Source organism: Kitasatospora sp. NPDC056783 (assembly GCF_042789895.1).
Lineage (GTDB): Bacteria > Actinomycetota > Actinomycetes > Streptomycetales > Streptomycetaceae > Kitasatospora.
Map to the genome: position 1 here is coordinate 22,626 of NZ_JBHUAF010000017.1, position 26,437 is coordinate 49,062.

The 26,437-nt window shown below is 75.0% G+C and carries 19 protein-coding genes; 8 read left to right on the plus strand and 11 right to left on the minus strand.

All coding sequences use genetic code 11. The features are described 5' to 3' along the window. Nucleotides 1-30: 30 nt before the first annotated feature. The 3 genes from ACFRMQ_RS04955 to ACFRMQ_RS04965 all read right to left on the minus strand — a co-directional run bounded on the left by ACFRMQ_RS04955 (nt 31) and on the right by ACFRMQ_RS04965 (nt 4,045). A complete protein-coding gene (locus ACFRMQ_RS04955) occupies nt 31-1,899 on the minus strand; it encodes an endonuclease/exonuclease/phosphatase family protein (protein ID WP_380726995.1) in 1,869 nt (622 codons plus the stop codon). Between the two features lie 223 nt (nt 1,900-2,122). After that, the gene (locus ACFRMQ_RS04960) at nt 2,123-3,076 is read right to left on the minus strand and encodes a Gfo/Idh/MocA family protein (protein ID WP_380726997.1); all 954 of its coding nucleotides are present in this window, start codon (nt 3,074-3,076) and stop codon (nt 2,123-2,125) included. A gap of 183 nt (nt 3,077-3,259) precedes the next feature. After that, complete coding sequence (locus ACFRMQ_RS04965) at nt 3,260-4,045, minus strand: sugar phosphate isomerase/epimerase family protein (RefSeq protein WP_380726999.1); 786 nt, start codon at nt 4,043-4,045, stop codon at nt 3,260-3,262. A 178-nt stretch (nt 4,046-4,223) separates the two neighbouring features. Here ACFRMQ_RS04965 and ACFRMQ_RS04970 point away from each other — a divergent pair, with 178 nt between their 5' ends. The 3 genes from ACFRMQ_RS04970 (at nt 4,224) to ACFRMQ_RS04980 (ending at nt 7,845) form a co-directional block, all read left to right on the plus strand. Next, on the plus strand, nt 4,224-5,438 hold the full coding sequence (locus tag ACFRMQ_RS04970) for an ROK family protein (protein WP_380727001.1): 1,215 nt from the start codon (nt 4,224-4,226) through the stop codon (nt 5,436-5,438). A gap of 94 nt (nt 5,439-5,532) precedes the next feature. Next, nucleotides 5,533-6,558 (plus strand): hydroxyacid dehydrogenase, encoded by a 1,026-nt coding sequence (locus ACFRMQ_RS04975; protein WP_380727003.1) that lies wholly within the window; start codon nt 5,533-5,535, stop codon nt 6,556-6,558. 3 nt (nt 6,559-6,561) lie between these two features. Then, nucleotides 6,562-7,845 (plus strand): sulfatase, encoded by a 1,284-nt coding sequence (locus ACFRMQ_RS04980; protein WP_380727005.1) that lies wholly within the window; start codon nt 6,562-6,564, stop codon nt 7,843-7,845. A gap of 109 nt (nt 7,846-7,954) precedes the next feature. On the opposite strand, the gene ACFRMQ_RS04985 is transcribed toward ACFRMQ_RS04980, so the two are convergent. The 7 genes from ACFRMQ_RS04985 to ACFRMQ_RS05015 form a co-directional block, all read right to left on the minus strand. Continuing rightward, entirely contained in the window at nt 7,955-9,931 is a 1,977-nt protein-coding gene (locus ACFRMQ_RS04985) for a hypothetical protein (RefSeq protein ID WP_380727007.1), read from the minus strand. Between the two features lie 37 nt (nt 9,932-9,968). Further along, a complete protein-coding gene (locus tag ACFRMQ_RS04990; protein WP_380727009.1) occupies nt 9,969-11,783 on the minus strand; it encodes a dipeptide ABC transporter ATP-binding protein in 1,815 nt (604 codons plus the stop codon). After that, entirely contained in the window at nt 11,780-12,631 is an 852-nt protein-coding gene (locus tag ACFRMQ_RS04995; RefSeq protein WP_380727011.1) for an ABC transporter permease, read from the minus strand. The genes ACFRMQ_RS04990 and ACFRMQ_RS04995 overlap by 4 nt, the downstream gene beginning before the upstream one ends. Next, nucleotides 12,628-13,587, minus strand: coding sequence for an ABC transporter permease (locus tag ACFRMQ_RS05000; protein WP_380727013.1), 960 nt, complete (start codon nt 13,585-13,587; stop codon nt 12,628-12,630). The genes ACFRMQ_RS04995 and ACFRMQ_RS05000 overlap by 4 nt, the downstream gene beginning before the upstream one ends. A gap of 76 nt (nt 13,588-13,663) precedes the next feature. Then, nucleotides 13,664-15,226: an ABC transporter substrate-binding protein gene (locus ACFRMQ_RS05005; RefSeq protein WP_380727015.1), complete on the minus strand. Its 1,563-nt coding sequence runs from the start codon at nt 15,224-15,226 to the stop codon at nt 13,664-13,666. A gap of 104 nt (nt 15,227-15,330) precedes the next feature. Then, nucleotides 15,331-16,116 (minus strand): heparin lyase I family protein, encoded by a 786-nt coding sequence (locus tag ACFRMQ_RS05010; RefSeq protein ID WP_380727017.1) that lies wholly within the window; start codon nt 16,114-16,116, stop codon nt 15,331-15,333. 70 nt (nt 16,117-16,186) lie between these two features. Beyond that, complete coding sequence (locus ACFRMQ_RS05015; RefSeq protein WP_380727019.1) at nt 16,187-17,755, minus strand: DUF3604 domain-containing protein; 1,569 nt, start codon at nt 17,753-17,755, stop codon at nt 16,187-16,189. Between the two features lie 315 nt (nt 17,756-18,070). Between ACFRMQ_RS05015 and ACFRMQ_RS05020 the strand changes: the two genes are divergently transcribed. Next, nucleotides 18,071-19,087 (plus strand): hypothetical protein, encoded by a 1,017-nt coding sequence (locus ACFRMQ_RS05020; RefSeq protein ID WP_380727021.1) that lies wholly within the window; start codon nt 18,071-18,073, stop codon nt 19,085-19,087. A gap of 46 nt (nt 19,088-19,133) precedes the next feature. Here the strand turns inward: ACFRMQ_RS05020 and ACFRMQ_RS05025 are convergent, their stop codons facing one another. Next, nucleotides 19,134-20,045, minus strand: a complete 912-nt coding sequence (locus ACFRMQ_RS05025; protein ID WP_380727023.1) for a LysR family transcriptional regulator — start codon at nt 20,043-20,045, stop codon at nt 19,134-19,136. Nucleotides 20,046-20,254: 209 nt separating this feature from the next. Here ACFRMQ_RS05025 and ACFRMQ_RS05030 point away from each other — a divergent pair, with 209 nt between their 5' ends. The 4 genes from ACFRMQ_RS05030 (at nt 20,255) to ACFRMQ_RS05045 (ending at nt 26,429) form a co-directional block, all read left to right on the plus strand. Beyond that, entirely contained in the window at nt 20,255-21,685 is a 1,431-nt protein-coding gene (locus ACFRMQ_RS05030) for a hypothetical protein (RefSeq protein WP_380727025.1), read from the plus strand. 151 nt (nt 21,686-21,836) lie between these two features. Beyond that, on the plus strand, nt 21,837-23,228 hold the full coding sequence (locus ACFRMQ_RS05035; protein WP_380727027.1) for a hypothetical protein: 1,392 nt from the start codon (nt 21,837-21,839) through the stop codon (nt 23,226-23,228). 153 nt (nt 23,229-23,381) lie between these two features. Then, on the plus strand, nt 23,382-24,761 hold the full coding sequence (locus ACFRMQ_RS05040; RefSeq protein WP_380727029.1) for a TolB family protein: 1,380 nt from the start codon (nt 23,382-23,384) through the stop codon (nt 24,759-24,761). 150 nt (nt 24,762-24,911) lie between these two features. Then, nucleotides 24,912-26,429 carry a TolB family protein gene (locus tag ACFRMQ_RS05045; RefSeq protein WP_380727031.1) on the plus strand — a complete coding sequence of 506 codons (1,518 nt, stop codon included), beginning with the start codon at nt 24,912-24,914 and terminating at the stop codon, nt 26,427-26,429. Nucleotides 26,430-26,437: the final 8 nt, after the last annotated feature.

A 26,437-nucleotide genomic window follows, 5' to 3' on the forward strand; every position in this document is an offset into this window, starting at 1 on the left:
TCGGCCGTGGACGGGGACCACGGACGGGGACTACGGCTTGATGCGGACCACCTGCGGGTCGTGGTCGCTGGCCTGCTTGGCGAACTCGGCGTTGATGTGCACCACGTCGTACTTGGCGTAGCCCACCTCGGGGCTGACCAGGATGTGGTCCAGCACCTGCGAGTTGCCCTGGTAGACGTACGAGTACTGCTCGGTCTCCGGCAGCTCGTTCACCAGGTCGCGCAGCACGCCGTCCTTGGTGAGCGCGGCGAGCGCGGGCGAGAACTGGTAGTCGTTGAAGTCGCCGAGGGAGACGACCTTGGCCGTCTTGTCGGCGGCCAGCAGCTGGGCGACGAAGCGCTGCTCGACGGCGGCCTGCTTGATCCGCTGCACCTCGGAGCTGCGGGTCGGCTGCTGGAAGCGGCTGTCGATGCCCTGGTCGCCACCCTTGCTGTTGAAGTGGTTGGCGATCACGAAGACCTTCTTGCCGCGGAAGGAGAACTGGCCGACCAGCGGCTTGCGGCTGTTGGTCCAGGCCTCGTCGTTCGGCTCGATCCGGCCGGGCGAGGCGGTCAGCGCGGTGTTCGCGCCGGTGCCGGCCACGCGGACGGCGGTGGTGGCGTCGCCGCCGGGTATGTCGGTGAAGGACACCCGCTGCGGGTTGAACAGGAAGACCTGGCGGATGTTGCCGCCGGGCTCGCCGCCGTCCTTGCCGTCCTGCGGGTCGACCGAGCGCCAGTCGTAGGCCGGGCCGCCGGCCGCCTTGATCGCGGCGATGAACTTGGCGACGGTCTGGCTCGCGTCCACCGTGCCGTCGTTCTTGTTGCCGTTGTTGTCCTGGATCTCCTCCAGGGCGACGACGTCGGGCGAGCGCAGGTTGGTGACGACGCCCTGGGCCAGCTCGGCGAACTTGGCGTCCGGGTTGGCCGGGGCCAGGTTCTCCACGTTGTAGGTGGCGAGGGTCAGTTCGCGGTCCGTCGCCTGGGGGGTGACCTCGCGCTGGAGGTGGTTGTCCTTCAGGGTGCCCAGGGTGCCGGCGACCAGGGTGTAGCCGCCGAACTGGTTGTAGTCCAGCGGGCCGGTGGTGGCGCCGGTCAGCTCGTCGCCGACGTTGGCCACCGGGAACGGCTGCTGGTTCACCGGCGCCTGCTGCTGCACCATCAGGCGGCCGACGTTGGGCTCCTTGTACGACTCGTACAGCAGGCCGCCGCGCTTGCTGCGCTGGTCCTGCTTGTCGGCGGCGACCCACAGCTCGTTGTACTTGTCGGTCGCCTGCACCACCCGGACGTCGTTGACCTGGACCAGCATGCCCTCCAGGGACGCGTAGAAGTCCAGGGTGTACTTCTCCGGGTTGAGCACCGCCGACTCGATGGAGCCGTCCGGGCCGGCCGGCGGGGCGTAGCGGCCGGGGATGTTGCGGGTGTCCACGACCACCGGGGCGGGCAGCGGGTTGCCGGCCGAGAGCACGGTGATGCCGGGGGCGCTGAGCTCGGTGATGGACTGCGAGCCGCCGGCGAAGTTCGGGTAGTACCGGGTGACCTTGGCGCTCACCAGCACCGAGTCGCCGACCTTCACGGTCGGGTTGCCGCCGGTGTAGACGAAGATGCCCTCGCCGGTGGCCGGGTCGGCGTCGGGGTTCGGGTCCTGCATCCAGAAGCCCTTGGCACTGCCGTACGCGCGCAGGCCGGTGACGACGCCGGGCACGCCGGTGACGGCCTTTCCGATCTGCGGGGACGTCCGGGTGTTGCCCTTGATGTCGTGGATCCGCAGCGGTCCGGCCTCGGTCGGGGCGGGCGTCGCGGGGGTGGCGGCGTTGGCCACCGGCAGCGGGACGAGGACCAGCGAGGCGGCCAGCGTGGCCGGGATCAGGGCGGCGCGCAGCAGGGTGCGGCGCGGACGGGGTGCGGGGGCGGTGGTCACCGGGGCAGGGCTCCTAGCTCCGTCGTGCGGCACGGGGTGGCACGGCGGTCCGGGCGGAGGCGCGCTCGAGCGCGCTGCTCGCGTAGGGAAGTAGGCGGGGGAACGGAAGGCCGCCCCCCGCGGCGCCCATCAAGATACGCGCGTAGAAAACGCCCCGACAAGACCTGATCGGTGAACGGCTGGTTCCCTGGGGGTGACGTGACGGGTGCTCAGCCCCAGCTTCTCACAGCCCGCTCCCAGCGGACTCCCAGGAAGACTCGATCCGCTCGACGACCAGCTCGCACAGCTCGTGGGTGCGCAACGCGTCGTGGGCGTCCAGCCGCTGCCCGGTGCGGACGGCCGTCAGGAAGGCCAGCACGCACTGCTCGATGCCGCGCTGACGGGCCACCGGCACCCAGTCGCCGCGGCGGCGGACAGTCGGCTGGCCGCGGTGGTCGACCACCTCGGCCAGGTTGCGCACCTCGCGCTTGGAGTCGCCGCCGGAGACCTCCAGCACCTCCTCGGTGGAGCCGGAGACCCGGTTCATGACGCCCAGGGCGGTGAAGCCCTCGCCGCCGAGGGTGAGCACCACGTGCTCGACCAGTCCGTCCCGCACCCGCGAGCGGACGTCGACGTGCTCGATCTCACCGGGCGCCAGGAAGCGCAGCACGTCCACGACGTGGATGAAGTCGTCGTACACCAGGGTGCGGGCGGTCTCGGCCAGGCCCTCGCGGTTCTTCTGGAGCACGATCAGGTCGCGCGGGCGCTCCTTGGCCTGGGCGTAGCCGGGCGCGTGGCGGCGGTTGAAGCCGACCATCAGCGAGCGGCCGGTGCGGTCGGCGAGGTCGACCAGCTTGCGGGCGCCGTCCAGGGTGTAGTCGAGCGGCTTGTCCACGAAGACGTCCACCCCGGCGGTGAGCAGCCGCTCGACGACCGGGACGTGCGCGGCGGTGGCGGCGTGCACGAACGCGGCCCCGATGCCACTGCCGATCAGCGCGTCGAGGTCGGTGAAGCGGTGCTCGGGGGCGATCCGGTGGGCCTCGCCGATCCGGTCCAGCTTGGCCGCGTCCCTGGTCATCAGCCGCAGGTCGAGCCCGGGCAGCGCGGTGAGCACCGGCAGGTAGGCCTTCTGCGCGATGTCGCCGAGGCCGATCACCCCGACCGGGAGCGGGGTCTCGGTCACTGCGCGCGCGTTCATCGGGCCTCCTGCGGGTGGGGTGGTCGTCCGGGTACACCCTAGGGTGTGGGCCGGTCGGGCCCGGTCTCCGGGCGGGCCGCCCGGGCCCACGAGCACCGCGCGAGGCCGCCCGGCCACGACGCGCGCGGGACGTCGGCCGGGCCGGCCTCCCGCGCCGGGCGGACCTCCCGCGCCGGGCCGGCGTCAGCTCGACCGGGCGGCCGCCGCGAGGAAGGCCGCGCCCGACCGGAGCAGCGGAGGCAGCGGGGCGGCGGCCGGATGCCAGGGGGCCTCGTACTCCCAGCAGACCCAGGCCTCCGGCGCCAGCAGGCGCAGGCAGTCGGTGATCGGCAGGACGCCGGTGCCCAGCGGGAGCGGGGTGCGGTCCCGCGGGCCGGCGATGTCCTTGACCTGGACGTGCCCGAGGTACGGCGCCAGCGCGGCATGGGACTCGGCGGGGGTCTCGGCGGCGAGGTGGGTGTGCATCAGGTCCCACAGGGCGCCGACGGCGGGGTGGGCGACGCGCTCCAGCAGTCCAGCCACCGCCCGTCCGCTCCGGTGGGAGTCGTGGGTCTCGACCAGGACGCGCACACCGAGCCGCCGTGCCTCCTCCGCGACGGCGGTGAGCCGCCGCACGGCCCGGTCGTCGGCCTCGGCCCGGGGGCCGTCGCCGCCCCGGGGGAAGACCCGGACGGCGGACGCGCCCAGGTCCGCGGCGAGGCGCAGGTGGGTGCGCAGCGCGTCCGTCACCGGGGCGTCCGTCCCGGGGGCGGCGACGCCGACGTAGGAGGCGAGCGCGAGGGGGGTGAGGCCGTGGGCCCGCAGGGTGCGGGCGGCGGCGCGGCGTTCCGGCCCGGTCATCGCGGGGTGGACGGACTCGCCCTCGGCGCAGCGCAGTTCGAGCCCCGCCCAGCCGTGGTCGACGGCCAGTCGGGCGGCCTCGGCCAGGGGGAGCCCGGGGACGCCGAGCGTGGAGTAGGCGAGCGGCATGACGGCTCCGTGGCGTGTCGGACGGCCGGAAGCGGCCGGAGAAGGGTGCGGGGAGGGCGCGGGGAGGGCGCGGGGAGGGAAGGCCGTGGACGGCCTGGGGAAGGCCCGGCCAAGGATATATTCGAGCTGAGACAAAGTCCTGACCCGCCCGGGCCCGCCCCGGTCCGAGGAGCCCCCGATGCCCCCGAGCCGTACCCCCGCCACCGCCACGACGCAGACCGTCGCCCAGGTGAACCAGACCGTCCTGCTGGAGGTGCTGCGCCGGCACGGCACGCTGTCCCGGCAGCGGCTGGCCGCCGAGAGCGGGCTGAGCACCGCGACCGTGCACCGGCTGGTGGAGGTGCTGCGGGCCGAGGGGCTGGTGGAGGTGGAGACGGAGCGGGCGCCGTCCAGCGGCGGCCGGCCGCCCCAGCTGATCCGCTACAACGCCCGCGCGCAGACCGTGCTGGCGATCGCGGTGCGCCCGCGCCGGATCGTCGGCGTGGTCGCCGCCCTGGACGGCACGGTGCTGCACGAGGCCGAGCACCACTGGGCGTTCCCCGGCCCGGACCGGCCGCGGGAGATCGCCGCCGAGGACCTGACCGGCCCGCTGCTCGCGCTGGTGGACGGCCTGCGGGACTGGGCCGGACGGCACGCGGGCGCTCCCCGCGCCCTCGTCGTGGGCGTGCCCGGGGTGGTCCGGGACCGCACCGGGCTGGTGGAGTTCGCGCCGGCGCTGGACTGGCCCGGACTGCGCCTGGGGGTGCTGCTCCAGGAGCGCTACGGCGTGCCGGTGGCGGTCGAGAGCAACGTCAACCTGGTCGCGCTGGCCGTCCGGGAGTCGCCGGCCGCCTCCGGGGTGAGCGACCTGGCGGCGGTCGTGGTGGGCATCGAGGTCGGCGCCGGGATCGTGCTGGAGGGCCGGCTGCACCGCGGCCGGCTGGGCGCGGCCGGGGCGCTCGGCCACCTGATGGCCGGGCACTCGGCGCTGGACCGGCCGCTCGGGCGGACCGGCGACACCCAGGCGAGGATCGGCGACCACGCGGTGGACCGGCGGATCACCGAGGCGGGCCTGACGGTGTCCGGCGGCCCGGCCGAGCGGGTGGCGGGACTGTTCCGGCTGGGGCGGGAGGGCGATCCGGCGGCGGTGCGGCTGATCGGCGAACTCACGGACGACCTGGCGCTGTTGGTGGCCAATCTCAGCGCGGTGCTGGCGCCGGAGCTGATCGCCCTCGGCGGGCGGCTGTTCTGGGAGAGCGGCGGCGAGCTGCCGGCCGCGATCGAGAGCCGGTTGCAGGGGCGGGTCCCGGTGCTGCCGCGTCTGGTGGTGGTGCACAGCACGACCACCGAGCTGGTGGGCGCGGCCGCGGCGGCCGTCCGGCTCGCGGACGGGGCCACGTTCATCACCCGCTGAGGCCCCTCGCCCGCCGGCTGCCCCACCGCTTCCCCGCCACCGCCCCACCGCCACCGACCGGGCCGACTATTTCTCACTATGATAGAAACTCCTTGTGCGTCAGCGACCCGAGGAGAACCGGATGCCCACCGCCGCCTTCGCGATGGACCCGGAGCGCTTCCCCGACGTCTACGGCCCCGAGGCCCGCGCCCGGGTCGCCGCCCGGGCCGAGGTGTTGGCCGACCAGGCCGCGCCCGACGGAGTGTGGAGCGCCGAGCGGCTGGCCGCCGCACCGGAGGCGCTGCGCGGCGTCGAGGTGCTGTTCACCGGCTGGGGCGGCCCGGTCCTGGACGCCCCCGCGCTGGCCCGACTCCCCCGGCTGCGGCTGGTGCTCTACGCCGCCGGCTCGGTGCGCCGGATCGCCGGCGAGGCGTTCTGGGCGGCGCGCATACCGATCGTCACCGCCGCGCACGCCAACGCCGTCCCGGTCGCGGAGTTCACCGTGGCCCAGATCGTCTACGCCCTCAAGGGCGGCTGGCGCCACGTCCTCGCCGCCCGAGCCGCCCGCGCCGCCGTCCCGGCCACCCGCACCCCCGGCGGCTACGGCGCCACGGTCGGCGTGCTGTCGCTCGGCGCGACCGGGCGGCTGGTCTGCGAGATGCTGCGCGGCTACGACCTCCGGGTCATCGCCCACGACCCCTACGCCCCGGTGCCGCCCGGGGTGCGCGCCGTCGGCCTGGACGAACTCTTCGCCACCGCCGACGTGGTGAGCGTGCACACCCCGCTGCTCCCCGCGACCCGCGCTCTCGTCGGCCGGCGGCTGCTCGGCTCGATGAAGCCCGGCGCCACGCTGGTCAACACCTCGCGCGGAGCCGTCCTGAACGAGCCCGCGCTGCTGGCGGTCCTCGCCGAACGCCCGGACCTCTTCGCCGTGCTGGACGTCACGGACCCCGAGCCACCGCTGCCCGGCTCACCGCTGTTCACCCTGCCCAACGTGGTGGTCACCCCGCACCTGGCCGGCAGCCGGGGGCTGGAGCGCCGGCGCCTCGGCGACCTGGTCGTCGGCGAGTTCGAGCGCTGGCTGAGCGGCGCGCCGCTGCGCCGGGCACTCGACCCGCACACCTACGAACGGATGGCCTGACCCATGCCGGACCTTCTGCCGAGGCACCGCCCCGACGTGGTGCTGATCCTGACGGACCAGCAGACCGCGGACGCGATGAGCGCCGCCGGGAACCCGTACCTGCGCACCCCCGCGATGGACGCGCTCGCCGCCGCCGGTACCCGCTACCCCAACGCCTACTGCGCCCAGCCGCTCTGCACCCCGTCCCGGGCCAGCCTGATGACCGGCCGGCTTCCCAGCACCGTCGGCGTCACCGGCAACACCGGCGGCCCCGAGGACCCGCTGCTGGGGCGGCTGTTCACCGAGGCCGGCTACGACTGCGGCTACGGCGGCAAGTGGCACCTGCCGGAGCTCGACCTGCCCGCCGACCGGGGCTTCCGCCGGATCCACCCGGCCGGCGGGGACGACGCCGGGCTGGCCCGCGCCGCCGCCGCGTTCGTCCGGGCACCGCGCGACCAGCCGTTCCTGCTGGTCGCCTCCTTCCTGGAGCCGCACGGCATCTGCGAGTGGGCGCGCGGCCAGGACCCGCGCACCGGCCCGCTGCCGCCCGCCCCGCCCGTCCCCGAACTCCCGCCGCTGCCGCCCAACTTCCCGGTCGGACCGTACGATCCGGCGCTGCCCCGGCTGGCCCGGCTGGCCCAGCCGCACACCCACCCGACCGCCGAGTGGCGGGAGGACGACTGGCGCCGCTACCGGCACGCCTACTACGCCCTGGTGGAGCGGGTGGACCACCACATCGGCCTGCTGCTGGCGGCCCTCGCGGACCGCGGCGGGAACCGGGAGACCGTGGTGGTGTTCAGCTCCGACCACGGCGACGGCGCGGGCGCCCACCGCTGGAACCAGAAGTGGGCCCTGTACGAGGAGTGCGTGCGGGTGCCCTTGGTGGTCACCGCTCCCGGGCTGCCCGCCGGCGCGGTCGACGAGCGGCTGGTCGCGGCCGGGCTCGACCTCATCCCGACGCTCTGCGACCTGGCCGGCGTCGAGGCGCCGGACGGGCTGCCCGGCCGCAGCGTCCGCGCGCCGCGGCCGCACGACAGCGTGGTGGTGGAGACCCGCTGGGAGATACCCGGCTTCAACAACGCCCTGGGCCGGATGGTCCGGTCCGGGCGCCACAAGTACGTCTGCTACGCCTGGGGCGACCACCGGGAGCAGCTCTTCGACCTCGCCGCCGACCCCGGCGAGCTGGTCAACCTCGCGGTCGACGCCCGGCACGCGGCGCTGCTCGACCGGTTCCGGGCCCTGCTGTCCCAGCACTCCGAACGGGCCGGCGACCCGTTCGCGCGCTTCGTCCCGCGCGCCGCGGACTGAGCGTCCGACGACGGAGGGGCCCGACGGCGGACGAGCAGGCAACGGAGGGGCCGACGACGGAGGGGCCGGCCCGTTCGGGCCGGCCCCTCGCACCGTGTCCCGCGACGTCCTACGGGCGGACGGCGATCAGCTCGCGCCCGCGCAGCGTGTAGAGCACACCGTCCTCGTCCGCGGCCAGCCGGGCGCCGCTGTACCACTCGGCGTCCAGCCGGACCAGCACGGTGGCGGCCAGGGTGTCGCGGTCCAGCCGGAACAGGGTGCGCTCGCTGACCCCGTACAGCTTCCCTCCGACGGCCAGCAGCCGCGGGTTGGCGCCGGACACCGCCCTCAGGTCGGCCCGCCGCCCGACCACGGGCGCGAACCCGGGCCGCCGCGATCCGCGCAGGTCGACGGTGAACGCCCGGCCGTCCACCGTCAGGCCGTACAGGGTGTGCCCGAGCACCGCGAGGCTGCTGACGCCCGCGCCCAGGTCGGTCGCGGTGCGCCACAGCTCGCGGCCGGCCACCGGGTCCCAGGCGGCCAGGTCGCCGCGCGGGCCGGTGGGCCGGGCGTTGTCGCCGCCGAGGAAGGCCTGTCCCTGCCCGACGGCCACGGCCCGCACCAGCTGCTCGGGGCCGAGCGGGTCGGTGTGCACCGTGGGCCGGCCGCTGCCCGGGCGGTAGGTGACGAAGGAGCCGCCGCCGGTGGTGTCGGCCTGGACGCCGAGCAGCAGCAGCCCGCTGTCCGGGTCCAGCTTGATCGCCTGCGGCCGGTTCTGTTCCTGGGGCAGCGCCGCCTCCTGGACGGGTGCCCGGTCGACGCCCGGACGGTAGCGCCAGATGCCCTGCGAGGAGTAGACGCCCAGGTAGAGGGTGCCGTCGTCGAGGACCAGGGTGTCCTTGGCCTCGCCCGGCACCGGGAGCTTGCGGACGGTTCCGGCGGCCAGGTCGTGCAGGGCGAGCGAGCCGTTGCCGCCGACGTACACCCGCCCGGCGCGGGCCGCCACCGACATGCCGAGCTGGGCGGCGGCGGGTGCCCCCGCCTCCACCAGGTCCCGGGTGGCGACGGCCCCGGTGCCGAGGTCCAGGGTCCACACGGTGCCGCCCTCGGTGACGCCCGCGAGGGTGTCGCCGAGCCGGCCGAGTCCCCAGGAGTTGCCGTCCGGCACCGGGACCGCGAGCTGCTCCAGCGCGCCGGTGGCGAGGTCGTGGCGCCACAGCACGCCGTGCTCGGTGGAGGTGAACCAGAGGGTGTCCCCCCGGCGCTGGAAGTTGGTGACGCTCTTGGTGCCGGGGACGGCGAAGGAGCGCAGCACCCGGTGGCCCGCCGGGTCGAGCAGCGCCACGTGGGCGGGCGCGCCCTCGGTGGACACCGCCAGCAGGTCGTCGCCGAGGACGGTGATCCGGCGGATGATCGTGTCGCCCCGCAGGTCGGGCGGGGTGATGTCGGTGACGGTGCCGGTGGCCCGCTCGACGGCGAACAGGCTCGCCCGGGTCGCCCCGCCGCCGCCCGCGAGGTTGCTGCCGACGCCGAGGTAGGCGTGGGTCGCGGTGGCCGCGACGGCGCGGCCCTGGGTGGCGTTCGGCGCCGGGGAGGCGACCTCGGTGACGGCGCCGGTGGCCGGGTCCCAGGCGTACAGCCCGGGGCCGGCGGCCCGGCCCTTCTGCCGTCCGGTCGCGTAGAGCGTTCCGTCGGGCGCGAGGGCCACGTCGCGCACGTCGGCGCCGGGGACGGTGCCGAGCGCGGTCAGCGTGCCGTCGTAGCGGTAGAGGTTGGCCGCGCCGGGGGCGTCGGTGACGCCGAGGTGGAGCACGCCGTCCCGGGCGGCCGAGCCCTGGACGAAGTTGCCGGTGGGCAGCTCGACGGTGGCGGTCACCCGGCCGGTCGGCAGGTGGTAGCCGATCACCCGGGCGGGGGCGAGGTTGCGCGACCCGATCCACAGGGTCTCACCGATCAGCGTCGCGCTCATCAGCGGGAAGTCGGCGTTCCCGGGGCCGAGTCCGGTCACCTCCGGCCCGGTGGCGGCGGCGGCCCCGACCGGCCCGAGGGCCGAGAGCGCGGCCACCGCGCCGGTGCCGAGCAGGAGTTGGCGACGCGAAGGGGGCACGGTAGGCATGGTTCTCCAGGGTCGGGTCAGGGGCGGGTCAGGGGCGGGACGGGATCGGGGAGCCGGCGGCCGCCAGCAGCTCCCGGGTGTACGGGTGGGCGGGGGCCGCGAACAGCTCGGCGGCGGGGGCCCGTTCGACCACCCGGCCGTGCCGCAGCACCAGCACCTCGTCGCACAGGTGCCGGACCAGCGCGAGGTCGTGCGAGATGAACACCAGCCCGACGCCGGTCCGTTCGCGCAGGTCGGCGAAGAGGTTGAGGATCTGCGCCTGGACCGAGACGTCCAGGGCCGAGGTCGGCTCGTCGGCGACCAGCACCCGCGGGCCGACGGCGAGGGCGCGCGCGATCGCGACCCGCTGGCGCTGGCCGCCGGAGAGGCGGTGCGGCCGGGCGTCGAGCACCGCCTCGGGCAGGCCGACCAGTTCGCACAGGTCACCCGGCTCCCGCCGGTCCCGCAGACCGTGGGCGGCCAGCGGTTCGGCCAGCGCCTCGCGCACGGTCATCCGGGGGCTGAGCGAGGCGTACGGGTCCTGGAAGACCATCTGCACCCGGCGCCGCAGCTCGCGCTCCTCGGCACGGCCGGCCTCGACCCAGGAGCGGCCCGCCACCCGGACCGTCCCGCCCTGCGGGGTCAGCAGTCCGAGCAGCGCCCGGGCCAGGGTGGACTTCCCGGAGCCGGACTCGCCGATCACTCCCACCGCCCGGCCGGGCGCGGCGCTCAGGCTCACCCCCTCCAGGGCCGGGGGCCGTCGCCGGCCGTAGCGGACGGTGAGGTCCTCGGCGACCAGGACGGGCTCCGCGGCCGGCTCCACCTCCCGCTCCACGGCCGCCGGCTGACGATCCGTCACCATGGCGTGGGACACCGGAAGATGGCAGGCGAAGCCGGACTCGCCGCCGCCCGACCACGGCGGCGCCTCGCTCGCGCAGCGCTCGACGGCGGCCGCGCAGCGCGGGGCGAAGGCGCAGCCGGCCGGTGCCTCGCCGACCGCCGGTGGGCGCCCTCCGATCACGGTGAGCGGTACGCCGGGCGGGCCGTCCAGCCGGGGCACCCCGGCCAGCAGCCCCGCGGTGTACCGGTGTCGCGGTCCGCCCAGCAGGTCGCGCTTCGGGGCCCGTTCGACGATCCGCCCGGCGTACATCACCTGGACGGTGTCGCAGCCGCGGGCCACCACGCCGAGGTCGTGGGTGATCAGCAGGACGGCCGTGCCGGTCTCGTCGCGCAGCCGGACCAGCAGGTCCAGGATCTCCACCCGGGTGCTGGGGTCCAGCGCCGTGGTCGGCTCGTCGGCGATCAGCAGCTCGGGCCGGTTGGCCATCGCCATCGCGATCAGCACCCGCTGGCGCATGCCGCCGGAGAACTCGTGCGGCCGGTCGCGGTAGCGGCGCGCGGCCCCGTCGATGCCGACCAGGTCGAGCAGGTCGAGCGCCCGGGCCCGGGCCTCGCGGCGGCTCGCCCCGTGGACGAGGGCGGCCTCGGCGAGCTGGCGGCCGATCGGCATCCGGGGGTTGAGGTAGGCCAGCGGGTCCTGGAAGACCATGCCGATCCGGCGGCCGCGCACCGCGCGCACGGCGGGCTCGGGCAGCGCGAGCAGGTCGGTGCCGTCGAACCGGACGGTGCCGGCCGTGGTGCGGCAGCCCGGCGGCAGCATCCGGTTGACGGCCAGGGCAGTGAGGGTCTTGCCGGAGCCGGACTCGCCGACCAGGCCGAGGATCTCGCCCGGCCGCACGGTGAAGTCCACCCCGCGCACGGCCTCGCCGCCGCCGGCCGCGACGCGCAGGCCGCGCACCTCCAGCAACGGCGCGCCCGGCACGACGGCGGCGCTCGGGTCCTGGACGGTCTCGGTCGTGGTCACCGCAGTCTCTCCCGGTTGAACGAGTCGGCGAGCAGGGTCAGGCCGAACACCAGCAGCCCGAGCAGGGCGACCGGCGCCAGGGCGTAACCCGGGTACAGGAAGAGGTACTTGGAGCCGGTGTTGATCATCGTGCCGAGCGAGGGCGCGGGCGGCTGGATGCCGAGGCCGAGCACGCTCAGCCCGCCCTCGATCTTCACGGCGTTCGCCATCGCCACGGCCAGCAGCGCGGTCGTGGCGTCGACCACGTTCGGCAGCACGTGGCGACGCAGGACGCGGCCGCGCGGCACGCCGAGCACCCGGGCCGCCACCACGTGGTCGCGGGCCAGCTGGGAGAGCAGGGCGGCCCGCGCCTGGCGGCCGAAGGAGGGCAGCGCGCTGAGCACGATGGTGGCCACCACACTGCCCAGGCCCGGACGCACCAGCAGGGCGAGCGCGAGGCCGAGCAGCAGTCCGTGGAGCCCGAGCAGCAGGTCGAACAGCCGCTGGACGGCCTCGCCGAGCAGCCGGTTCAGGCCGCCCAGCAGGCCCAGCGCGGTGCCCAGCACGGCGGCCGCCGGGACGGCCAGCAGGCAGACCAGCAGCTCGGTGCGGATTCCGGCCAGCGCCCGGGCGAGCAGGTCCCGTCCGACCTCGTCGGTGCCCAGCAGGTGGGCCGCCGAGGGCCCGGCCAGGGCGTCCGGGCCCTGCTGGTAGGGGTCGGCGGCGAGCAGCGGGCCGAGCAGTCCCAGCAGCACCACCGCGAGGACGAGCAGCGTGCCGGTGCGCCCGCGACGGGTGCGCAGCGCGGCCGGGAGTGCCGGCAGCGCTGGGCGGCGGCGGGGTGCGGGAGCGGAGGCGGTGGTGGTCATCGGTCCTCCCCGGTGCCGGCCCGGGCGATCCGCGGGTCGAGCCGGCCGACCAGCAGCTCGGAGCCGAGCTGGACGAGTACGGCGACCGCGATCGCGAGCATGATCAGGGTCTGGGCGACGGGATAGTCCCGCTGGTTGATGGCGTCCAGCAGCAACTGGCCGAGCCCGTGGCGGGCGAAGAGCTGTTCGGCGACGACCGCGCCGCCCAGCAGTTCGCCCAGGTGCAGGCCGAACTCGACGCAGAACGGCGCCAGGCTGTTGGGCAGTACGTGGCGCGCGAGGACCCGTCGGGGTGACGCCCCCTTGGCGACGGCGGTCAGCACGAACTCCTCCTGGCGGGTGCGCCGCAGTTCGGTGGCGAGCAGCCTCGCCAGCACCGCCGACCCCGGCAGCGCGAGCGCGACGGCGGGCAGGGCGAGGTACTGGACGGCGAGGTCCGGCGCGCCGAACAGGTCCCGTTCCCCGCCGGCCGGCAGCACCCGCAGCAGGACCGCGAAGACGAAGACGAACAGCACGGCGGTGACGTACACCGGCAGCGCCAGCAGGGCGGTGGCCAGCGGGTCGAGCGCCCGGGCGAGCCGGCCGCGGCGCTCGGCGGCCAGGGCGACGCCCAGCAGCAGTCCGAGGACCAGCATCAGCAGGCCTGCGGCGAGGGCGAGTTGGACGGTGCTGCCGACGCTCTGACCGATCAGCCGGGTGACCGGTTCCCGGTAGTGGAAGGAACTGCCCGGGTCGCCGGTGAGCAGCCCGCGCAGCCAGCCCAGGTACTGGACGGGCATCGGCCGGTCGACGCCGAGGCTGTCGGCGAGCCGGTCGCGCTGCTCCTGGTCGGCCTCGGCGCCGAGCGCGGCGGACACCGGGTCGCCGGGGGCGAGGCGGAGCAGCAGGAAGACGGCGACGGAGGCGAGCCAGAGCGTGGCCAGCGCGCCGGCCGCCTTTCTGGTCCAGTAGGGCACGGGGGTTCTCCGGGTGGTCGGGGCGGTGCCGGGCGCGTCCGGCCCAGGACGGTGGGGGTCGTCCTGGGGCGACGCGTCAGGCGGTGCGGCGGGTGTCGTCGAGCCGCAGGTAGCCGAGCGCGCTGGTGGCCACGCCGTGCACCGAGGAGGCCAGCGCGTAGGTCTCCCAGGCGTGGGCGAGGGTGATGTGGAAGGACTCCGTGAGCAGGTACTCGGACAGTTCGTGGTTGACGTCCGCTCGGGCCTGCTCGTCGACGGCGGCGAAGGCGCGGGTCTGGAGCTCGGCGTAGGCGGGGTCGGTGACGTGCGAGGTGTTCCGGCCGACCTGGAGCGGGCCGGAGACGGTGATCCCGCTCAGCGGGGAGACGCTGACCATGCCGTGGTTGGCGATGAACAGCCCCTCCAGCGTGCCCTGCTGGATCTTCGGCTGGATGGCGGCGTTGTCCAGCAGCTGGACGTCGACGCCGAACCCGGCCTGCTCCAGGTCGTACTTGACGAGTTCCACGAGGGAGGCGAAGACCGGCGAGTTGGCGGCGGTGAGCGGCACCCGGGTGCCTTCCGCGCCGGCCTCCCGGAGCAGCCCGCGGGCCTTGTCCGGGTCGTGCGGGTAGCGGGTGACCTGGTCGGGGGTGACGCCGGGGGTGTGGGAGGGCCAGGGCAGGCTGCTGGCCTCGGCGTGGCCGCCGTACACCTGGGCGACGACGCGGTCGCGGTCCACCGCGTACTGGAGGGCCTGGCGCACCCGGCGGTCGTCGAAGGGCTTGGTGGTGACGTTCACGCCGAGGAACGCCTGCTGGTAGGAGGACTTGGCGGACTGCACCGCGTAGGCCGGGTTCCCGCCGAGCACCTTGAGGTCGCGCCCGGGCACCGCGCCGATCAGGTGGGACTGCCCGGACTGGAGGGCGGACAGCGCGGCCTGGCTGCTGGTCACCGACCGGACGGTGATCCGCTCGAAGTGGGGCCGGCCGCTCTGCCAGTAGCGGTCGTAGCGGGCGAGGTCGAGCTGGTTGCCGCCCTTGAACGACTGCCAGGTGAAGGGCCCGGTGCCGTTGACCTTCTCGGCGGCCTTGCCGTCGACGTAGCCGCGGGCGTCCACCACGGGGTTGAAGGCGAGCGCGTCGAACAGGTTGCTGGTGGGCTTGGCGAGGGTGAGGGTGACCTCGTCGGCGGCGCTGGCCCGGATGTCGGCGATCCGCTCCAGCAGCGGCTTGACCTGGGAGGTCTTGGTCGCGCCGGTGAGCGAGAAGACGACGTCGTCCGGGCTGAGCGGGCGGCCGTCGTGGAAGGTGACGTCCTCGCGCAGCTTGAGCACCAGTCGGGTGCGGTCGGCGCTCCACTCCCAGGAGGTGGCGAGCCACGGCACGGGCTGGAGGGTCTGCGGGTCGAGGTCGACCAGCCGGTCGAGCACCAGGTTGACGAACACCGGGGTGTCCGGGCCGCGGTGGAGCAGCTGGGTGGGGTCGGGGGCGGCGCCGTAGACGATCTGGAGGTCCGGCGCGGAGGCGGTGGCGGGGGCCGCGGCCCCGCCGGCCGCGTCGTCGGTGGCGGAGCGGCAGCCCGCCGCCAGCAGGACCGCGCCGGCGCTCAGGCCCAGGAAGCCTCTTCGGGGCAGGCCGTGGTGACGGGCTGCGTCGCTCATGGTGGTGCTACCTCTTCGGTTCTCGGGGGACGCGGGTGGTGCGGGTGGTGCGGGTGGTGTGGGTGGTGCGGGTGGGCCGTACGGCCGGATCGGGCGGGTGCGGGTCAGTACCTGGTCACGACGACGCTGTCGCTCCAGGCCACCACGTCGGGGCCGCCGGTGGGGTAGGGGATGTTCTTGGCCGGGTTCCAGTTGGCCCGGTAGATGCCGGTCTTGAAGTACGGCGACTGGTTCTGGTGGTAGTTGTTGAGGCCGCTGTACGCGCCGACCTGCGCGCCGTCCCGGAACACGGTGATGGCGCCGGGGGTGGTGGCGGTGGACCAGGTGATGTCGAAGGCCCACTGGTTCCAGTGGCCGAACTGCACGTCGCCGAGCGGGATCACCGCCTCCTGGACGGTGGTCGGGTCGGTCAGCCAGTGCACCTTGAGCCGCCAGCTGCCGTCCTTGACGGTCAGCGCGATCGGCGGCTTGGTGTCGCTGCCGTCGGCCAGCGGGTAGCCGTGCCACTGGGCGAGGATCGTCTCGGTGGAGGTGCGCACCCAGTCGGCGGGCAGGTAGTCGGCGAGGGCGAAGCGGTAGCTGCCCCAGCCGAGGGAGTTGACGGCGACCTCGGAGCGGTAGGAGGCGCCGTCGTCCGGCACGCTGAAGCGGGCGGCCAGGCCGGTGCCGCCTCCGGGCGCGGGGGCCACGGTGATGCTGCCGTTGCCGTCGATCCGCTGGCGGGTCCAGGCGGAGACGGTGCCGGACTCGAAGTCGTCGGCGAAGACGTCGGTGCCGGACACCGTCGCGGGCGCGGGGGCCGGGGCGGCGGCGTGGGCGGGAGCGGCGGCGGCGACGGCCAGGGCGGCCGTGAGCACTGCGCCGGCGAGGCGGGCGGGGAGGCGGGTCATGGTTCTTCTCCTTCGGGGTTCGTGCGGGGACGGGCGGCCGGTGGTCCGGGCCGGTCGACCCTGGGAGGGGTCAACCGGCCCGGCGACAGGAGTCGGCCGGTCCGACCCAGGTCGGGCTGGACCAGGCCCACTGGTCGTTCAGCTGCCGCACCCTCACGTGGTAGAAGTCGCCGTCGCCGTCCGGGCGTTCGTCGGTCAGCTCGAAGTCGGCGGTGGCCTCCCGGTCCGGCACGGCCCGGTCGAAGCGGTAGGCGCCGGAGACGAACCCGCCGGTGAAGCCGGTCCGCGCGCCGGCCAGCAGCTCGCCGACGGCGTGGGCCGTCTCGACGCCGTTGACGACGGCGACCAGCCGCGTCCGCGCGTCGCCCTCGACCCGCAGGGAGAAGCCCTGGGTGCTGTCGGTGGCCGTGTTGGGGTTGCCGTCGGTGACGGTCCGCAGCCGGACCTCGCCCGGTCCGGTGCGCTCCCAGGCGGACGGCCGGTAGGTGTCCGGCTCGGCCTCGGCCGGCGCGACCGTCTCCGGGCCGCGCAGCCGGGGCTGGACGTCCAGCAGCCGGCCGCCCTCCACCCGCAGCCAGACGTCCCACCGGACCTGCTCGCCGCGCCGGCCCCAGCCGACCGCGAAGCCCAGGGTCCCGGTGAAGGCGTCCGCTTCCCCGGCCCCGGCGAGGAGTTCGGGGCGGCTGACCCGGTGGACCGGGACGCCGTTGCGCAGCACCTCCACGTGGTCGAGCGCGTCCAGGCCCCGGACGGTGACCTCGATCCGGCGCCGGTCGGCGGAGGCGGCCTCGGCGCCCATCGGCGCGCCGTTCACGGAGGTGGCGAGCAGGATGCGGTCGCCGGTGATCGCGTAGGTGCGGCGCTGCCGGACGGCGTTCCAGATCCCGTCGCGGGTCAGTTCCGGCGCCCAGACCGCCACCCGGCCGTGTCCGTGGCTGCCGGGGAAGGCGCTGTGGTGGTCGGTGGAGCCGATCAGCCCGAAGCGGTGGCCCAGGCGCAGGCCGTGGACGGCCGTCCCGGCGGCGGCGCGCGGGCCCATGGTGTGCAGGTAGGTGCGCGGAGCTTCGTCGGACTCGGCGCAGCCGTGCATCGACACCATCTCCACCACCGGGGCGAACTCCTCGGTGTAGGAGGCCCAGTCGATGCCGCGGCGGGCCGGCCCGTAGCCGATGTGGTGCGGCAGGGCCCAGGTCCGGACGCCCCGCGCGGCGAGCGTCCGGAGCCGGGCGCGCAGCTCGTCCAGGTCGGCCGCCCGGATGATCTCGCCGCGCGGGCCGTCGAAGTACACGCAGTGGTCGCCGTACGCGAGGCTGTGCCACTCGAAGGACTGGAAGGTGACGAAGCGGCCGTCCTCGTGGGCGGCGGCGGTGACGTCCTGGACGTGGTCCCAGAGCCCGGCCAGCCGGGCGAAGCCCTCGGTGTGGTAGTCGACCAGGCTCGCCAGCTCGGGGGTGCGTTCGGGCAGGTCGGGCCACCAGCCGTGGCCGGTGACGCTGGCGAAGTCGAGCTGGAGCCGGGCGTTGGCGTAGGCGTCCTCGATGCTCCCGTGGCCGTAGCTGATGCCGCAGTGGTTGTGGAGGTCGCCGACGTACAGGCCCAGGCCGGCGTAGCCGGGCGCGTCGGTGGTGGGGGCGGTCATCGGGGTGGGCTTCCTCGGGTCGCGGGCGGCGATGTTTGATCGACTGTGAGAAGAAGCTAGCCGTGATCTCCCGGGGGTGGTCAAGGGTCGGCCGTTCGGTGTCGCGTGATCGCCATCGGGCGAAACACGGGATTCACAGAAGATCAGCTGGTGGAAGCAGTGAGATGCAGGTCGGCGGGTCGGGCGATGCCTTCCGCGGACTGCTCAGACTTTTGATCGATCTGATAGAAACTTCTCCGACCCCCGGTGATCCCCTCACGATCCCCTGCCTCCCCTCTTCGCCTCCCCCTCCCCCTCCCCCGAAGGACGGTCCCGATGCCCCACTCCCCCCTGCCCGCCGCACCCGACCTGGGCGGCTCCCACCTGGTCCGCGCCCCCGAGCGCCCCGAACCCGGCTACTGGGCCGGCTGCCCCGGCGTCCGGTACGAGCCGGACCTCGACCGCTTCCTGCTCACCTACCGCGAGCGCCGTCCGCGCGGCACCGCGGACGGGCCCGACCGGGGCTGGCGCTGCGCCGTGGCCGAGAGCACCGACGGCATCGCCTTCGACGACCTGTGGTCCGTCCGGCGCGACGAGCTCGGCTCCCCGTCGATGGAGCGCCTCGCCCTGCTGCCCCGCGAGGACGGCTACCTGCTCCACCTCAGCTACGTCGACCCGGCCGACAACCGCTGGCGGGTCGACGCCCTGCGCGCCGACTCCCCCGGGTCCTTCGACCTCGCCGCCCGCACCCCCGTGCTCACCGCCGCGGGCACCGGCACCGAGGGCGTCAAGGACCCGTACCTGCTCGACACCGGGAACGGCGTCCACCTGTTCACCACCGTCTCCCGCGCCCGGCCGTTCACCCCCGAGGAGCGGTCCCGCGCCCACGCCGACGCCGACATCCACACCACCGGCCTCACCGTCCAGCCCACCGCGCTCGCGGTGTCCCCGGACGGGCTGCGCGTCACCGCCCCGCCCGGCCGGGCCGCCGAGGCCCTGGACGTCGGCCCGGCCGGCGCCTGGGACGGCTACGAGTCCCGGATCACCGCCGTCCTCCCGGACGGCCGGGGCGGCTGGCTCGCGCTCTACGACGGCTCGGCCGACGCCTCCGGCAACTACGAGGAGCGCTGCGGCCTCGCCGCCTCCGCCGACCTGCGCGACTGGCGGCGCCTGACCCCGGACGGCCCCTGGCTGGACGTCCGGTACGCCGACCTCGTCTCCGCCCGCGGCCGCTGGTACCTGTACTACGAGCAGAGCCGCCCGGACGGCGCCCACGAGCTGCGGGTGGCCGTCCTCGACGAGTTCGCCGGAGTCCGCCCCGACGGCAGCTCCGCCGCACCGGCCGTCGGCTGACCGGGCGGGCACCGTCGAGCCACCGGGCCGGCGCAGGCGGGCCGGCTCACCCGCCCGAGGCGGCGGCCTCGGCCAGGGCGTCCAGGACCGGCCGGATCAGCGGGTGGCCGTCGGCGCCGGCCCGGACGGCGGCGAAGACCCGGCGGGTGGCGAGCTCGCTGTCCACCGGGCGCACCGCGACCCGCCCGAGGTCGACGCCGCGCAGCGCCGAACGCGGCACCAGCGCCACCCCGAGGCCCGCCGAGGCGAGCGCGACCACGGCCCGGAAGTCGTCAGAGGAGTGCAGCAGCCGGGGCTGGAACCCGGCGTGCTCGCAGGCCAGCAGCACCACGTCGTGGCAGGGGTTGCCCGGGTACGGGCCGATCCAGGGCTCGTCGGCCAGCGCGGCGACGGCCAGCGGGCCGGACTCGGCGGCCAGCCGGTGGCCGAGCGGCAGCACGGCCTCGAAGGGCTCGGCGTACAGCGGCACCCTGGTCAGCCGGGCGTCGTCGGCGCGCGGGGCGCCCCGGTACTCGACGGCCACCGCGAGGTCGGCCCGGCCGTCCAGGACCATCGGCAGGCTGGCGTCGCCCTCGGCGTCCAGCACCTTGAGCCGCACCCCCGGCGCGCGCTCGGCGAGCAGGCCGACGGCGGGGGCGAGCACCGAGGCGATGGCGGTGGCGAAGGAGGCCACGGTGACCTCCCCGGAGACGCCCGCGCTGTACGCGGCGAGGTCGGCCTCGGCCCGCTCCAGCTGGGCGAGCACCACGTCGGCGTGGCCGAGCAGGATCTCCCCGGCGGCGGTCAGCCGCACGCCCCGGCCCTCCCGGGCGAGCAGGTGGTGGCCGGTCTCCTGTTCCAGGGCGGCCAGCTGCTGGGAGACCGCGGAGGGGGTCAGGTAGAGGGCGGCCGCCGCGGCGGTCACGGTGCGGTGGTCCGCCACGGCCCGCAGGGTCCGCAGCCGTCGTGCGTCGATCACGGGTCAATTCTGCCAGCGTGGCGCGGCCGGCCGGCCGGCGATCCCGGAAGAGCGGCGTCGGGGGGTTTCGGCCGCGCCTACCACCGAGAGCGCATTTCCGGACGAGATCCGTCCCGGTCGTTGACCGCCCGCCGGGCCCGGCGCTTGGCTCAGTCCCACCGGGCCGCGGGGGTCGAGGGCCCGGCACCGTCATCAGGGGAGGACGATCCATGACCACCGCACGCACCCGCCGCCGGCTCGCCCGTACGGCCGCCGTCCTGGTCGCCGCCGCCGTGGCCGGCGCCGCGATGCCCGCCGCCGAGGCCAAGCCGCCCAAGGGCGACACCGCCCGGGTCAGCGAGGGCCCCAAGGGCGAGTCGTTCCACGGCGAGTCCTTCGCCCTCGGGCTGAGCGGCGACGGCCGGCTGGCCCTGTTCTCCTCGTGGGCGGCCGACGTGCTGCCCGGCGGCGCCGGGTCCGCGGGCGACATCTACGTCCGCGACCTGCGCAACGGCCACCTGGAGCGGGTCAGCGTCGCCGACGACGGCTCCTCGCTGGACGGCGGCAGCTACACCGGGGAGATCAGCGGCGACGGCCGGTACGTGGTGTTCGTCAGCTACGCCGGCAACGTGGTGCCCGGGCAGGTCAAGCACCCGACCGACGTCTTCGTCCGGGACCGCTGGACCGGCCGCACCGAGCTGATCACCGCCGGCGACGGCGTCTCCGGCGCCGGAGACGACCAGAGCGGCCGCAACACCCTCGACACCGCCATCAGCTTCGACGGCCGCTACGTGGTCTACGCCTCCGACCGCACCGACCTCGCCCCCGGCGTGCACCGCGGCAAGTACAACGTCTTCGTCACCGACCGCTGGACCCACACCACCCGCCTGGTCACCACCGGCGCCGACGGCACCCCGGCCGACAACAACTCCTACCGCCCGACGATCAGCGCGGACGGCAGCGTCATCGGCTTCAACTCGCGGGCGGGCAACCTGCTCCCTGCCGACCGGACCCCGCCCGCCGCCCTCGCGGCGGACGCCGCCGACACCGCCGACACCGCGCCGGCCCCGCGGGGCGCCGCCGCCGACCGCGCGGGCCTGGCCGCCATCCGCACCTACCCGTACTACGTCTGGGACGCCCGCACCGGGAAGACCACGGGCGCCAGCTACGACGAGGCCGGCGAGTTCACCGAGGCCGGCACCGACGGACGGATCAGCCCCTCCGGCCGCTACGCGGCCTACACCGTCTTCGAGGACGGCGGCCGGCCCGGCTCGCACGGCGTCCACAAGGACGTCTACGTCCGCGAACTGGCCACCGGGAAGACCACCAAGGTCAGCAAGCCGCTGTCCGGCGCCACCAACCGCGACTCCTCCTCCGACCCGGTGATGCCGCTGAACGACCGCTGGGTGTACTTCGCCTCCGACGTCGCCGACCTGGTCCCCGGCGACACCAACGGGCAGGCCGACGTCTTCCGACACGACCTGGAGACCGGCCGCACCGAGCGGGTCACGTTCACGGCGGACGGCGCGCAGACCGACACCGACGCCCGCTTCCCGCAGGTCGACGCCGACGACACGACGCTGTTGTTCAGCGCCCACGACGGCAACCTGGTCCCGGGCGTCTCCAACACCGCCATGGACGTCTTCCGGCGCCGCCTCTGAACCCCTGACTCCCTTGCCGGATACGTCTGTTGACGTATTTCCCGACGGGATCTCCCCCGGCCGTTGACCACCGGCCCTCCCGACGGTTGGCTCTGCGAGAGCCCGCCGCCGGGAGGGAGTCCGGCCGGGCGACCCCAGGGGAGGACGATCGATGACGACCGCACGCACCCGCCGCCGGCTGGCCCGTACCGCCGCCGTCCTGATCACCGCCGCCGTGGTCGGCGCCGCGATGCCCGCCGCCGAGGCCAAGCCGCCCAAGGGCGACACCGCCCGGGTCAGCGAGACCGCCAAGGGCGAACAGCTCGACGGTCCGTCGAAGGCGCTCGGGCTGAGCGACGACGGCCGCCTCGCCCTGTTCACCTCGGCCGCCACCGACCTGCTGCCCGGGGCCGGCACCCCGAACACGGACGAGGTCTACGTCCGGGACCTGCGCAACGGGAAGGTCGAGCGGGTCAGCGTCGCCGCCGACGGCTCCCGGCTGAACGCCCCCACCTCGGACGCCTCGATCAGCGGCGACGGCCGCTACGTGGCCTTCAGCACCAGCGCCACCAACGTCGTCCCCGGCCAGGTGGCGCACCCCAGCGATGTCTTCGTCCACGACCGCTGGACCGGAAGCACCGAACTGATCACCGCGGACGCCCCGGGCAGCGGGAGCGGGAACAACGGCTACTCCGACCACCCGACCCTGAGCCGGGACGGCCGCTACGTCGCCTACGCCTCCAGCCGCACCGATCTCGCCCCGGGCCAGAGCGGGCGCTACTTCAACGTCTTCTTCGCCGACCGCCGGACCGGCACCACCAGGCTGGTCACCCCCGGCGCGGACGGCGGGCCCGCCAACAACTCCTCCTCCAACCCTATGATCAGCGCGGACGGATCCACCATCGGTTTCGCCTCCCGGGCCGGCAACCTGCGGTCACAGGCCCCGGTCCCGGCCGAGCACGCCGCCCCGGAGCCCGCCGCTGAGCCCGCCGACGGCGCGGCGCCCCTGTCGGCTCCCCGCTTCTACCCGTACTACGTGTGGAGGGCCGACACCGGCACGATCTCCGGCGCCAGCGTGGACGACGAGGGGCAACTGCGCGGCGTCAGCGTCGGAGCCCGGCTCAGCCGCGACGGGCGCTACGCCCTCTTCGGCCTGCCCGTCCGCCTCGCACCCAACTCCTACCGCTACCGGATGGACCTGTACGCCAGGGAACTCGCCACCGGCCGGCTCACCCAGCTGAACGCCTTCCTGCCGGGCACCACGACCACCGAGAGCGCCTACCACCCCGTCCTGGCCGACGGCCGCTGGGCGTACTTCGACTCCGCCGCCGACAACCTGGTGCCCGACGACACCAACGGCGTCAGCGACGTCTTCCGCCGCGACCTGTGGACCGGACGGATCGAGCGGGTCAGCCTCACCCGGGAGGGCGGCCAGAGCAACACCGCCGCCGAGAACCCGCGGGTCCACGAAGGCGGCGACACGGTCCTCTTCGACGCCGGGGACGGCAACCTGGTCCCCGGTGACACCAACGGCGCCACGGACGTCTTCCTGCGCCGCCCGTGATGGCCTGATTCCCTTTCCGTACAAGTCCGTTGAAGCATTTTCCGCCGAGACCGCACACCGACGTCGTCCCCGGCCCTCCCGGCGACCGGCTCCCGCCGAAGAGCCCGTCGCCGGGAGGGAGTCCGGCCGGGCGACCCCAGGGGAGGACGATCCATGACCACCGCACGCAGCCACCGCCGGCTGGCCCGTACCGCCGCCGTCCTGATCGCCGCCACCGTGGCCGGTGCCGCGATGCCCGCCGCCGAGGCCAAGCCCCCCAAGGGCGACACCGCCCGGATCAGCGAAGGCCCCAAGGGCGAGCGCCTGGACGGGAATTCGTCCGCGCTCGGGCTGAGCACGGACGGCCGCTCCGCGCTGTTCTCCTCGACCGCGACCAACCTGCTGCCCGGCACGGGCACCCCGAACTCGGACGAGGTCTACGTCCGGAACCTGCGCAACGGCCACCTCGAACGGGTCAGCGTCGCCGACGACGGCTCCCGGCTCAACGCCCCCACCACCACGGCCTCGATCAGCGGCGACGGCCGCTACGTGGCCTTCAGCACCACCGCGACCAACGTGGTGCCCGGCCAGCCGGCCCACGCGAGCGATGTCTTCGTCCGCGACCGCTGGACCGGACACACCGAACTGGTCACCGCCGCCGCCCTGCCCGGCACCGGCGACCAGAGCGCCGCCGACGCCCTCAGCCCCAGCATCAGCGGGAACGGGCGCTACGTCGCCTACGTCTCCGACCGCACCGACCTCGCCCCCGGCGTCGACACCCACGGCAGGCGCAACGTCTACGTCGCCGACCGCTGGACCCACACCAGCCGGCTGGTCACCGTCGGCGCCGACGGCCAGGCCGCGGACCGGGAGTCGCTCGACCCGGCGATCAGCGCGGACGGCTCCACCGTCGCCTTCACCTCCAAGGCCCGCAACCTCCTCCCGGCCGCTCCCGCCGGACCGGACCCCGGGGACGGGACGCCCGGGCTGGCGAGCGGGCCGCGCTCCTACCCCACCTACGTCTGGACGGCCGGCACCGGCACGATCACCGGCGCCAGCCTGAACGAAGCCGGGGAACTCGAAGGCAGCCGCGCCGGCCGGATCAGCCCGGACGGCCGCTACGCCGTCTACAGCCTCGCGGAGGACGCCGCCGGAATGCCCGGCCACGGCGGCGCCCGGTGGGACCTGTACGTCCACGAGCTGGCCACCGGCAAGGTCACCCCGGTCAACCCCGAGGTGTCGGGCAAGGCTCCGAAGGGCCACACGATCGGCGGCGTCATGACGGCCGACAGCCGCTGGGTCTACTTCGACTCCGGCATCGACTTCCTGGTCCCCGGCGACACCAACAGCGCCCCCGACGTGTTCCGCCGCGACCTGTGGACGGGCCGGATCGAACGGGTCAGCCTCACCCGGGACGGCGGGCAGAGCACCACCTCGTCCCTCGACCCGTTCGTGGACGCGAGCGGCGACACGGTGATCTTCGACGGCGGCAACGGCAACCTGGTACCGGGCGAGCCCAACGACTTCCAGGACGTCTTCCTGCGTCGCCCGTGATGGCCTGACTCCCTTGCCATACAGGTCAGTTGACGTATTTTGCGCCAAGCTCATCCCGGCCCGTTGACCCGCCGCCCCTCCCGGCGATTGGCTCTGCGAGAGCCCGTCGCCGGGAGGGAGCCCGGCCGGGCGATCACAGGGGAGACACCTATGACCCGTACCACCCGGACGACCCGCAACCGCCTGCTGTCAGGCGGCGGCGCCGTCCTGGCCGCCGCCGTCGCACTCGCCGTCGCCGCCGCACCCGCCCAGGCCGACGCGGCGCCGCGCGGCACCACCCAGGTCAGCGTCGGCCTGAACGGCGCCGCGCCCGACGACCAGGCCTGGAGCAAGGGCCTCAGCGCGAACGGCCGCTACGCCCTGTTCACCTCCTGGGCCCAGAACCTGGTGTCCCAGCCCTCGAAGAGCCGCAACGACGCCTTCGTCCGGGACCTGCGCACCGGCCGCACCGAGCGGGTCAACCTGGCCGACGACGGCAGCGCGCTGGACGGGTCCACCGACTACGTCGCGATCAACGGCAACGGCCGCTTCGTCGCCTTCGAGAGCGACGCCTCGAACGTGGCGTCCGGCGCCCAGGTCCCGGGGCGCGAGGAGCTCTACGTCCGCGACCGCAAGACCGGCCGCACCGAGCTGATCAGCCGCTCGCTCGCCGGCGCCACCCCCGACACCGACAAGTACCACTCCTCGTACGCGCCCTCGATCAGCGCCGACGGCCGCTGGGTGGCCTTCGTCTCCTCCCGGAAGGACCTCGTCCCGGAGACCGCCGAGCCCGAGCCCGAGCCCTCGCTCACCAGGCCCTACACCTGGAAGTACAACGTCTACCTCACCGACCGCCGGACCGGGACGACCCGGCTGGTCTCCCACGACCTGGACGGCAAGCCGGGCGAGAGCCTGTCGCTCCACCCGACGATCAGCGCGGACGGCCGCACGATCGGCTTCTCCTCCCTCTCCGCCCTCCTTCCGCACGAAGATCCCCAGGAACCGGCGGCCGCCGACGTGGAGGTCGCCCCGGGCGCCGACGCCGCGCTGCCCGCCGGGCAGTCCCTGACCTCGCACCCGACGATCGCGCACTACTACACCTACGACGCGGCCACCGGGAAGCTCTCCGCCGCGAGCCTGAACCCCGACGGCACGTTCGCCCTGGCCGGATTCGACGCCACGATCAGCCCCGACGGGCGGCGCGCCGTCTACGCGCTGCCCGAGCCCGGCGGCTCGACCGGCGGCCACCACTACCACCTGGTGCTCCACGTCCGGGACCTGAGGACGGGCGCGGTGACCAGGGTCAGCGGCGGCCTGCCCGGCACCAGCTCGATCCGCTCCTCCGGCAACCCCTCGATCACCGCCGACAACCGCTGGGTCTACTTCGACTCCGCCGCCGACAACCTGGTGCCCGGCCCCCAGCACCCGGGCTGGGACGTCTACCGCCAGGACCTGCGCACCGGCCGCACCGAGCGGGTCGCGACCACCCCGAACGGCTCGCCCGGCAACGGCTCCTCGCAGCTCCCCTTCGTGGACGCCTCCGGCGACACCGTCCTCTTCGGCTCGACCAGCACCGACCTGCTGGCCGGGGCGGCCGCCCCGGCCGGCGACAGCTCCCAGGTCTTCGCCAAGGCCACCGGCCGCCACCAGGGCGACGGCGACGACCAGGGCGAGGACCAGGACGACTGATCCCGGGC